The following is a 7100-nucleotide window of genomic DNA, read 5'->3' on the forward strand; positions in this document are numbered from 1 at the left end:
AAAGCTAACGCTCCCCCTTGACCCCCAATTTCGCTGCGCAATGCCAAAATGGTTAGCCGGTTGGCTAGCCACTTTTTGGCAAAGCTTCGCGTTTTTTACTCAAAATTGCTATCGGAATTTGAGTAAAGTCTTCCAGACAGGAGCTGTCGGCCGAATGATTTTGCATCATGAGCATGCCTTCAGCAGGAGCCTTTCAGGCAGAGTTTTGCGCAAACGGCGCAAGCTAATTTAGCTTGATCAAAAAAGCAGCAGTTGATTAAATCAACTGCTGCCAAATACCCCTTTAAAGGTCTAACTTATTGAGTAAATTCAATTTTAATTGTTTTACCCATAGCATGGGCAATTTCAGCTAGTTTATCAAACGTTACATTATCGCCACGTTCGATTCTAGCAATGGTGGATTGAGGGACGTTTGCTCTTTCAGCTAAATCGGCCTGAGTTAGGCCAGCTTCTTCACGAGTATGATACAACGCTAAGGCACTGGCATATTTTTCCTTGTCAGCATGATAAGCTTCAGCAAACTTAGGGTCTTTTAATTCCCGGGTTAAAATATCATTGATTTTCATTTTGACTATCCTCCCATTCTGTTCGTAATTCAAGCACATGCTTAATTTCAGCGGGTGGTGTTTTTTGCGTCTTTTTGGTAAACCCATGGGTAATCACATATTTTGGTCCCTTAACGTGAAAGTATAATGCCCGTTGAATATTACTGGATACCTTACTTCTTAATTTATATAAATTTTTAGCTGATTCTATCTTTTTAACCCAAGTCATGCGTTGAGCGACTAGTAAACCCTGTTCCTGCGTATCTGTAATCACTTGCAGTAATTTAGCGCGATCTTTAATTGGCAGTTTCCGTAACCATTCATCGAATTCATCATGACCATTGGGACGTTTGTAAGTTTCAAATTCTGTTTTTTCCATATCTCGCTTATATCATATATGCTATTTTTTAAACATATATGCTATAAGTGTTAAACAAAATAAAGGTTGACAAAACTTTAAAATGTATTAATATTTAGTTTAATTAAACTAATCAAATTAATTAGCTTAATTAAAATAAATAAGAATGGAATGATCTAAATTATGGATAGAGCCGATAAGTTGTTAATCCTTAAGTTAAATGAAGGAGATAATTTGCCGATTGACCGTTTAGCACAATTAGCAGACGGCCATTGGAAAGTTAATGCTGTTAAAATACAGTCTGTTAAACTTGTTATTGTATTGGTCCATAAAAAAGTTGTCGGTGACTTTTATTTAGCTGATAAGGTTACGTTGGAGTTAAATACAGGGCGTATAACGAATCTTGGATTAAAAAACGCGAAAAACGTTTCAGGCCTAGTAGGTAAATTATTAAATTACAGAACTGCTAATCCTGCAACTATAAAAAAATTTGCGGATCTTAATGGCCTAATTGTTAAGTAACGGTGTTTTTATTTCTTATCAAATTACTCGATCATTTATTAATTTTAAGGTGGAGGGCACACTATGAAAAAATGGCAGCAATTAGGTATAGTTTTATTCAGTCTTACACTGGGGTTTAGTAGTACAAGTATGATTACTAAGGCTTCGAGTTGGCACAAAGGGACTCCCAGTTTGATTAGAGGAACTTGGAGCTATAATCCTAAAGGACAAGTATGGGGGCAATATAGGATAAAAAAAGCGTCTTACTATTCTGGGCAGATGGGAATGCCTGAGGTAAAAGTAACAGGAGTCAAATACCGAGCTTTAGGACACTATAAATATGAATTAACAGGGAATGGTCACAAAAATGGTATGTATAAGGGTGGCAAGGATACAATTGTAGTTAAACGGCAGACACATTATTTATATGTTAAACTTCCCGGGCAAACAGCTACTAAATATTATCATGGCGGTCTTTAATGGAAGCAGTTGGATAGTAGCAACTAGATAGAAAAATATTTATGTTAACACTGTGGAGAAGTAACGATTATGAACAATGAAATCAAATTAAACGATTTAATCCCAGTTAATCCAGATGAGTATCAGAAATATCGTTTGCATTTTGCCAAACCAACTTTTGATAAAGAAGCCGGTAATAGATACTTTCCATTACAGGTCTTACATAATCAGCTATTTGAAGCTGACAATGATGGTTGGGACCAATGGCAAACCCGTATGCATAATAGCAAAGGTGAAAGGTTCCCAAGCGATTTCGTCATCACATTTGCTCAATACCCTGATAATCCCGATACGTTTCTTTTTGGAGGCGTATTCAAAATTACAAGCAGAGATAAAACTAATGATAAGTACAATATTGAGTGGCAGCCAGAGTATGAAAAGTACGTTGGTAGATTAGTTGTCAAAGTAAAATTAAATGCCAGAAATGTTTATAGGAAATTAGATAATTTATTCTCCGAAGTAGTAATTAAAGAAATTCTTCCAAGTCCGTTTTATACAGGCGAAAAATTTCCTGGTTACAAGAAACTGGATTTAACCTATAATAAATTATCTGAAATTGACCATGGATATTTGCATGATTGGAAGCAGGTTCTTCAAAATATTGAAGGCGTTTATCTGATTACAGATGAAAAAAACAGCAAATTATATGTTGGCTCTGCAACAGGAGTAAAGGGCATATGGGGACGATGGATAAGCTATTACAATAGTTTAACCGGTGGCAATAAAGGATTGGAAGAATTGAATGAAGAAAGTAAAAAGAAATTTGATGAAAATTATATAAAACAGAATTTTCATTTTTCAATATTAGAAGCTTATGCATTAGGTTCAATAGGCAGAGAGAAAATTATTGAACGGGAAAGTATGTGGAAAAACAGGCTAAGGTCTCGAGAAACTGGATACAATAAAAACTGAAGCTGTGTTTAACAGCACTTTAGGTTATTATTCCCGAGCTTATATACGATTTATATGTTTTTCTATCCAAAATCAATTTGATCGAGCATCGTTTCTTGACTGGCTTGATCTAAACCTAAATAAGCTAACGTCATGGCTTCACTAGAATGATTCAATAAATGCATGACTAGGCCAATATTATAATTAGATTGCGTATAGACGCGATAGGCACCCGTTTTCCGCATGGTATGGGTGCCTAAGTAATTAATTCCAAGAAGATTCCCGACCTTACTCATGATTTTGTAGAACTGTTTTTCCGTGATATGGCGCTCGGGGTGTTGAATGGAAGGAAAGAGCCATTCAGAGGCTAGTCTATGATCAAGTAGCCATTGACGGTACAATAAGAGCTCTGGTTGAACCGGTTTAAGGTACAAGGTATTAGGTTTACCCGTTTTTCGATCGTGAATAAACGCATTTTGTTTAATAGAACCGTCCGGATTAAAAATATCGGCCTGTTTTAAGCGCATGACATCACTGACTCGCAGCAGTGTCGCTTTGCCAACTTGAAAAACTGTATAGTTACGCCGGCCAGCTTTAAAGTTGTTGAGTAAGGTATCTTGAACCTCCTTGAGAACATTTGAATCTTTGATGGGTAAGACAACTTGTTGCATAGTCTTTTCTCCTTTTCTTGAGATATTAAAGCAGTTATGTTATTATTTTTGTAAGGAAAAAGTAAGGAGATGATATTGTGAGCGCAGGTAATGTAACTAAGGTTAGCTCGAAGATCACAAGTAAAAATCAGATTACAATTCCTAAAACAGTACGTGAACTGTTAAAAGTTCGGTCTACTGACACAATTGAATGGCAGATTGAACCAAATGGTAAAGTAATGATTGTTCGTAGTAAACCGGATCTATGGCAACTTGTTGATGAACAAGAAAAAAAGTTTGGAAATCTCAGTACAACAGAAGTTGATTGGGGTAAAGACGTAGAAAGCGAAGACTTTGATTAATGAAATTAAAACAAGGCGCTATTTTATGGATTAATTTAGATCCGGCTAAAGGCACTGAAACTAAGAAAAAGCGACCGTGTTTAGTTGTAAGCAACGATCACTATAATCGCTATTTTAATACGGTGCTAGTTGTGCCAATCAGTACCTCTGACAAATATCGTACCCAAGAAAAGTATGCTAAATCGCCGTTATTTATCAGGATAGATAACGGGAAAATTCACGGGACAGCGTTATTGCAACATGTCCGTGCTGTCGATCCAACAAAACGATCAGATGGCGAAGTTGTGGCCACTTTATCTCAGCAAGAAATTAGTTCAATTAGTACAAAGGTCCAACAATTTTTCTGAAAAGCAGATGTTATTTATTGATAAAAGAAACAAAATAGCCCCCAATATCTACATTATAGATATTGGGGGCTATTCTTTCAATGTTTTTGAGGGGCGATTTGTTAAAAATGACCCCTAATTTTTATTTTCTTAAATAAGTTTGATATAAATCAACCAATAATTTTATTTTTTCTTTTGTTTTTGTTGATCCACTACCGGATATTTCTGTTTCAAGAAGTAACTGTGTAATTTCATCTATTTTAGAACCATCAACAGCGTCTATGTCAGTATAGGCAGTTTGAGAATCGCTTATATCTGAAATCATATCCTCTTCAACACTTAAAATTATTATAGGATTATTGATTTTGTACTTTATATTGGACTCAAAGAATCTGTAAGTGATATATTTATTGTCTTTTTTAAATATTACATATGCTTGAAGTTTATAATTTATTTTTTCTAGTAGCTTTATAGATTCTTGAGTTTTTTCATTTATGATTATGGGACTGGTTGGTAACAACACAGTAGTAGTTGATTTTCCTAGTCCTTTAAGTCGACGAATTAATCCAAGGTCAATAAGTTTAGTATTCCAGTTAGTTATAGATTTGGTAGTTGTTTGTAATTTCTTTGCTAATGCATCTATTGACCAAAAAGAACTTCCCCGATCATTGTTAGCTTTTAGTACATATAGAATATATAGAGAAAGCGGACCGGATTTGAGTAGAGGTAGGTAATTTGATATATCACTTAAACGTGCAAAAGCAACTTGCGCTTGTTTGTATCCATGATTAACAAAAAGGGAATACAATTGTTCATATTCTTGTATGCTTCCTTCGTAGCCAGTCTCTGCTTGATTCTTTTTTATGAGAGATAAAGCATCTTTATTTGATTTATTATCCATAATGACTTTCCCTTTCTTTTTCTATAATTTTTTTCTGCAATAAAGAACATTACTGCAATAAGTTCCTAAGAGCTGATGTGTATAGTCTCGTATAGTAAATAGTATAGTTTTATATAGCTTAGTATAGTCCTCGTATAGTCTTATGTATAGTTAGATGGTAGAAAAACGTTGATATCTACAAAAAATACGACCTCCATAGAAAACTGATTCTTTCAACTTTCTATGGAGGTCGTATTTTTTGTAGATTATGTGGTAAAATAAATGTGTCTTAAGGAAAAGTCAGGCTTTAAGATACATTACTGATTGGATCTGATAATATTAACAAATATGTTGAACAGGCCTAAAGTTCAATTGATTGCAGTCAATTTTTTGCAGGGCCTATAAAACAAAGCTAAAATGTTTATGAGCTTGAGTTGTAAAAATAAGCATCTTCCTATAAGACATGATAACACTTTTTTTAAATGTTATCATGTCTTATTTTTTAACCAAAATTTCCACCAAGCGTTACTTTTTTGTTTTAAATTTAAATTATCATATTTAATTTTTATAGAATTAGTGGTCTCAAGTTCTTCAACTTTCTTTTCAGTCATCAATTGTAGTTGTTGTGATTGATCCAATAATTTTTGCATTGATTTTAATTGTTCATCTTTTTCTTTAATTTGGCTATCTTTGATTGCCAATTGTTGGTTGAGCAATTCTATTGTATCTGTATTCCTATTACCAGCGTTACTAGTAAATGCTTTCTCTCTTGGTTCCTGGTTGTTGCCACCATCGAAATGCTTTTTTAACAGCAAATAACCTGAATTGGCAACAACTAAAGTTTGTACTCCGTTCCTAGTCACAGTTTGTACATAGTTTGCCCTAAAGTTTGCATCTAATTTTTTCCTAATTGCTTGTTTTGATACACCAAATTCATCAGCAAGTTCTCTAATAGTTTTAGGCATGATTTCCAAACCCCTTTCGGAGTTCAGCAAGTGCTTCTTGTCTTGCTTGATCTCTTATTTTTTGATCATGTTCAGCTTGTTTTTCAGCCAGTACCTGTTTTTCAGTTGTTCCTAAAGGCAAGCATTTAACTTTGTCAATTGCACGCCACTTTTCTTTATCTGATAATTCATCATTGTGCTGAATGTTAAAGAGTTTTTGACGCTCATCTTGAAATTTGCCTTGAGAAAAATCATTTGCGTCCTTTCTTTCAGGTTTCCAAGTAAAAGAATAACCGATAACTGGTTTTCCTCTGCCTTTACCATATTTTTTTCTAATCGTTAGCCCTCTAAAAAGCGGGGTTAATTCTTCTCTAATTGGCTTAATAACCTTTTTGTCAACATTTGAAGGACTATTCCAATAACTTTTAGGTATATCAAGCAATTCAAAAAAATCTTCTTTAGAGAAATAAGAATAGCCAGTAGTTCGAAATTGCTTAATTAGACGAAACATTGTTTTAGCGTAACTGCTTTTTAAATTTCTAAATTCTGTTAGGGCATAACGAACCCAACTTTCAAGATTATTTAGAAGTTTCAATGCCTTGGGATAAATCTGAATATCAACATAAGGTTCTTCAGCTTCACCTTTAATTTCAAATTCAGTAAACATAACAAAAAATTCACGATTTAAGCCACTCTTACTTCTACGGCCAAACCTAAGGCTGAGGATCTTTTGGTATGTATTTTCAATATCATCAATAAAACGTTTATTTGCGGTTGGTTTATAGTTACTAAGCTCTTTTAACTGGTCAAAAGAGAAACGAACAGTTTTATTCCCTTGATCCCGCATGCGGGAAACAATTGAAAAAAATAAATTCATCTCAATTGGGGTAAATTTTCTCAAGGGAATAGTATTCAACTCAGGATCATACTTAACTAACTCATTAGACATGATTATCACCTCAAACACATATTAAAATAAAAGTACCTTTTATCAAGTACAGAACTTATAAAGGTACTTGATTAACAGACAAAAGGTACTTGATAAACAGACAAAAGGTACTTGATAAACAGACAAAAGGTACTTGATAAACAGACAAAAGGTACTTGATAACCTTCTGTGAGCC

11 protein-coding genes are annotated in these 7100 nt (G+C 34.1%); 5 read left to right on the forward strand and 6 right to left on the reverse strand.

Annotation, left to right across the window (positions count from 1 at the left end; translation table 11 throughout):
- Positions 1 to 296 precede the first annotated feature (296 nt).
- A complete protein-coding gene (locus JCM11969_RS15575) occupies positions 297 to 566 on the reverse strand; it encodes a helix-turn-helix domain-containing protein (RefSeq protein WP_054712669.1) in 270 nt (89 codons plus the stop codon).
- Positions 553 to 924 carry a type II toxin-antitoxin system RelE/ParE family toxin gene (locus tag JCM11969_RS15580; RefSeq protein ID WP_054712671.1) on the reverse strand — a complete coding sequence of 124 codons (372 nt, stop codon included), beginning with the start codon at positions 922 to 924 and terminating at the stop codon, positions 553 to 555. The genes JCM11969_RS15575 and JCM11969_RS15580 overlap by 14 nt, the downstream gene beginning before the upstream one ends.
- A gap of 162 nt (positions 925 to 1086) precedes the next feature.
- Between JCM11969_RS15580 and JCM11969_RS15585 the strand changes: the two genes are divergently transcribed.
- The 3 genes from JCM11969_RS15585 (at position 1087) to JCM11969_RS15595 (ending at position 2835) form a co-directional block, all read left to right on the forward strand.
- Positions 1087 to 1425, forward strand: coding sequence for a hypothetical protein (locus JCM11969_RS15585; protein WP_054712674.1), 339 nt, complete (start codon positions 1087 to 1089; stop codon positions 1423 to 1425).
- Positions 1426 to 1488: 63 nt separating this feature from the next.
- Positions 1489 to 1884 (forward strand): hypothetical protein, encoded by a 396-nt coding sequence (locus JCM11969_RS15590; protein WP_054712676.1) that lies wholly within the window; start codon positions 1489 to 1491, stop codon positions 1882 to 1884.
- A gap of 69 nt (positions 1885 to 1953) precedes the next feature.
- Positions 1954 to 2835 (forward strand): GIY-YIG nuclease family protein, encoded by an 882-nt coding sequence (locus JCM11969_RS15595; protein ID WP_054712677.1) that lies wholly within the window; start codon positions 1954 to 1956, stop codon positions 2833 to 2835.
- A gap of 62 nt (positions 2836 to 2897) precedes the next feature.
- Here JCM11969_RS15595 and JCM11969_RS15600 read toward each other — a convergent pair whose 3' ends face one another.
- Positions 2898 to 3485: a site-specific integrase gene (locus JCM11969_RS15600; RefSeq protein ID WP_054712678.1), complete on the reverse strand. Its 588-nt coding sequence runs from the start codon at positions 3483 to 3485 to the stop codon at positions 2898 to 2900.
- A gap of 77 nt (positions 3486 to 3562) precedes the next feature.
- Between JCM11969_RS15600 and JCM11969_RS15605 the strand changes: the two genes are divergently transcribed.
- Both JCM11969_RS15605 and JCM11969_RS15610 read left to right on the forward strand, forming a co-directional pair.
- On the forward strand, positions 3563 to 3826 hold the full coding sequence (locus tag JCM11969_RS15605) for a type II toxin-antitoxin system PrlF family antitoxin (RefSeq protein ID WP_001748062.1): 264 nt from the start codon (positions 3563 to 3565) through the stop codon (positions 3824 to 3826).
- On the forward strand, positions 3826 to 4173 hold the full coding sequence (locus tag JCM11969_RS15610) for a type II toxin-antitoxin system PemK/MazF family toxin (protein WP_024002471.1): 348 nt from the start codon (positions 3826 to 3828) through the stop codon (positions 4171 to 4173). The genes JCM11969_RS15605 and JCM11969_RS15610 overlap by 1 nt, the downstream gene beginning before the upstream one ends.
- Positions 4174 to 4294: 121 nt before the next feature.
- Here JCM11969_RS15610 and JCM11969_RS15615 read toward each other — a convergent pair whose 3' ends face one another.
- From JCM11969_RS15615 to JCM11969_RS15625, 3 genes are all read right to left on the reverse strand, one after another.
- Positions 4295 to 5053: a hypothetical protein gene (locus JCM11969_RS15615; protein ID WP_054712679.1), complete on the reverse strand. Its 759-nt coding sequence runs from the start codon at positions 5051 to 5053 to the stop codon at positions 4295 to 4297.
- Between the two features lie 467 nt (positions 5054 to 5520).
- On the reverse strand, positions 5521 to 5997 hold the full coding sequence (locus JCM11969_RS15620; RefSeq protein WP_054712680.1) for a helix-turn-helix domain-containing protein: 477 nt from the start codon (positions 5995 to 5997) through the stop codon (positions 5521 to 5523).
- Positions 5990 to 6925: a replication initiation protein gene (locus tag JCM11969_RS15625; RefSeq protein ID WP_054712681.1), complete on the reverse strand. Its 936-nt coding sequence runs from the start codon at positions 6923 to 6925 to the stop codon at positions 5990 to 5992. Before JCM11969_RS15625 ends, JCM11969_RS15620 begins: the two co-directional genes overlap by 8 nt.
- Positions 6926 to 7100 lie beyond the last annotated feature (175 nt).

Source organism: Secundilactobacillus paracollinoides DSM 15502 = JCM 11969 (assembly GCF_001311135.1).
Taxonomy (GTDB): domain Bacteria; phylum Bacillota; class Bacilli; order Lactobacillales; family Lactobacillaceae; genus Secundilactobacillus; species Secundilactobacillus paracollinoides.